At 45.5% G+C, this 2,675-nt stretch carries 4 protein-coding genes; 2 read left to right on the top strand and 2 right to left on the bottom strand.

Annotated features, from left to right (window positions below; all coding sequences use genetic code 11):
• Positions 1–323: 323 nt before the first annotated feature.
• Both AB3U87_RS21910 and AB3U87_RS21905 read left to right on the top strand, forming a co-directional pair.
• Positions 324–740, top strand: coding sequence for a DUF3289 family protein (locus AB3U87_RS21910; RefSeq protein WP_394150514.1), 417 nt, complete (start codon positions 324–326; stop codon positions 738–740).
• Positions 741–745: 5 nt separating this feature from the next.
• Positions 746–1,129 carry a DUF943 family protein gene (locus tag AB3U87_RS21905; RefSeq protein ID WP_394150512.1) on the top strand — a complete coding sequence of 128 codons (384 nt, stop codon included), beginning with the start codon at positions 746–748 and terminating at the stop codon, positions 1,127–1,129.
• Between the two features lie 247 nt (positions 1,130–1,376).
• On the opposite strand, the gene AB3U87_RS21900 is transcribed toward AB3U87_RS21905, so the two are convergent.
• Positions 1,377–1,703, bottom strand: coding sequence for a hypothetical protein (locus tag AB3U87_RS21900; RefSeq protein WP_394150511.1), 327 nt, complete (start codon positions 1,701–1,703; stop codon positions 1,377–1,379).
• 258 nt (positions 1,704–1,961) lie between these two features.
• Positions 1,962–2,300: an endoribonuclease SymE gene (gene symE, locus AB3U87_RS21895; protein ID WP_394150509.1), complete on the bottom strand. Its 339-nt coding sequence runs from the start codon at positions 2,298–2,300 to the stop codon at positions 1,962–1,964.
• Positions 2,301–2,675: the final 375 nt, after the last annotated feature.

Here is a 2,675-nt window from a genome sequence, read left to right as displayed (position 1 = left end):
CTGCTTCAATTTTAAACTCTTCTGGATAACGCTTACCGCTCATGGGCACCTCTCTTTCAGCCATCTTAAATGACTCTGAGGTGTCTGTTAAACCCGTGGCGATTCATACTGCTTACCCATGCCATACCAACAACCAAAAGCCAAACATACTTACTAAGCCATAATCACTATCTCTGGGAAAAGAATTTTTATATCATCCGGATGAACCATCCAGGGATGGACATATCGCCAGCATGGGCAATGGATGTCACCTGTGCTGGCAGATAGCGAAAGGGAATAGCGCTATCGCGTTATTTGATGAAATGAGTAAGGGAGTACTTTCTATGACCAATGCTGTATTTCCGCAGACGATCTTTACGACACAGAGAGGTTTCGATGACTACGGCGCGAATAATATGCGCTACGGCGATATATCGGAGGAAAGGCTGAAGAGGGAGTTCGGTCTCACAAATATATCAAACGTGGTTGACCCGTATACATTAGCCCGACTGACAGCGGTTGATAATCCGCGGTCCAGATTTGGAGGCGTTTATAGTAATGTCCATCGTGGCGGGAAAGTCAGTGTTCAGGAATGTGCCCGGCTATTATTCGAGGAAATGCAGGTTACCTCTTTACCCTATTCCTTCGGGGGGGAGTACAAATATTTAATCAATAAGATGCTCAGACACTTCCAGCATTCTTCGGGATCGCCTTTTTTAACCAATATGGATGCCGTAATTGATATAGAGGGAAATCACTGATGCGGATGTTTATCATTGCAGCACTCACAATAGTATCAGGCCTTTTTTACTGTCTGTTTATCAGAGGAGAGGCTGTTTGTGTTATGGATGCACATTATGATGGAAGCACTGCTCAGGTCATTGTTAACAAGCTGCCTTTCACTGACTCAGAAAAGATTGAATGGTGGCTGCGCAATGAAGTTAAGGTTAGAGATAAATATCATATTCCTTCCGGTAATGCGGGGCCATTACTGATAACCGTATATGCATTCGGAGATGGCTACAAAGAAGAGGGAAAAGAAGATCGGCTGTGTTTTCGTGATGTAAAATCTCCCCAAAACTGCATCGACAAAAAAGTGCTTATGATGATTTGGCGGACTCGTGAAGGTGGCGTCAAATATGAGTTTTAATCGAACCGGAAGGGTAGGAATATCCCACTACTACCTGTAGCACGGATGCAGTGAATCGCTGCTGCTATGGCAGCCTAAACCTCAAAAGCAGGTGCTGGCCTACACAGTTCAGGGTAGCCAGCACATAAGCTAATGCCATTTTCCCGGATATCTACTCCCCATAAGGACTACGATAGACCTGAACCACCACGCTATCTGGTGAGGTGTACGTAATCAGCGTGACGATATCTTTTGTGTCCGGCGAACGCTAGCATTCGGCTTCAACATCACAGGCAGACTGCTGCCTGTAGCCGGCAGCCGTCAGATAAGCCTGAACCTGTTTTTGGTCGCTTGCGCCATTAAAACGTATGGTATAAACATGGGCTTCCGGGCCACTGACGTTGCCGAACTCAAATGAATACGCATCTGAAATCCGTGGCATATTTTTAAGGAGTTCGGGAGTGTAGTACTTGTATTCTTTTTCATCTTGCTCGGTGTAATAAGCGCTAGTGGCTAACTCCATTCGCAAATATGGCCATCCATAAGCGAACGCTGCAGCAATGACGATGGCAACAGCCAACGCTCCTTTCACCATCCTTTTCAAAGCCCCATTCTCCCGCTTGATCCTGTTGTCATAAAAGTCCGGTTACGAGGAGGTAGGATCACGTTGCCAGACAAGAAACCATTATAGGGCACGACCGATTTCATAAACTCCGTTAAAACCCCATTTCTTGATCTGACATTACGATCAAAAGCTAAATATTCAGCCCCAATCTTGTAAGCAACCAGCATCAACGTACTCAACATAAAACCGCCTGATGCTGGGTATAATTCAGCACAAGAAATTCGCACCTTAACGGATTGGCTTACCCGAGATCACCTCAATAAATTCCTGTACCTGGCGTTGTTTCCTCGCAGAAAACTTACACACCTTGCGCAGTGACTGCATCAGTTCCGGTTCCTGCGGTTCTGGCTCGCAGGCGGTCACTACCAGGCAGCCCGGCATTACCCTTACATCAACCGGTGTGCCGGTTGCGAACCCTGCCGCATCCAGCCATTTGCCCTTAAAGGCGAGTAACGGGATACGCTCGTAATCCGGAAAGGTGCTCGCATAACTCACCGTATAGTGGCGCAGCGTGGTTTCCGTCACTTCTTTTGCAGCCGCAACTGCATTACAATCCTGTTCAGCCATAATAACTAACCTCGATAGTTGTTGTGGTCAGCAGGCTGAATGTGTTCCCGCACATTCAGCCTGCGCTAAATAACCCTGTTATTATATCTCTTCGCTGATTACTTTCCTGAGTTATTAGCGGTGAAAAGTTAAAAGTGGAACGAGCTTTTAATAATTAATGTAATTTGTAGAGCGTTTTCATTACCGCTTATGGATTGTTATATTTTTTAAGCTGTTTACAGAGAGGTTATATTTCGCATGCTTTTCGGCATCGGCAAGCATATCGCTGGTAAAATATTCAGCCAGGTGCTGGGCTGAAAAGCAGAATAAGCAGAATAAGCAGAATAAGCAGAATAAGCAGAATAAGCAGAATAAGCAGAATAAGCAGAATAAGCA

It is taken from the genome of Erwinia plantamica (assembly GCF_043420595.1).
GTDB classification, from domain to species: Bacteria; Pseudomonadota; Gammaproteobacteria; order Enterobacterales; family Enterobacteriaceae; genus Erwinia; species Erwinia aeris.
This window is presented reverse-complemented; position numbering and strand designations above follow the sequence as displayed.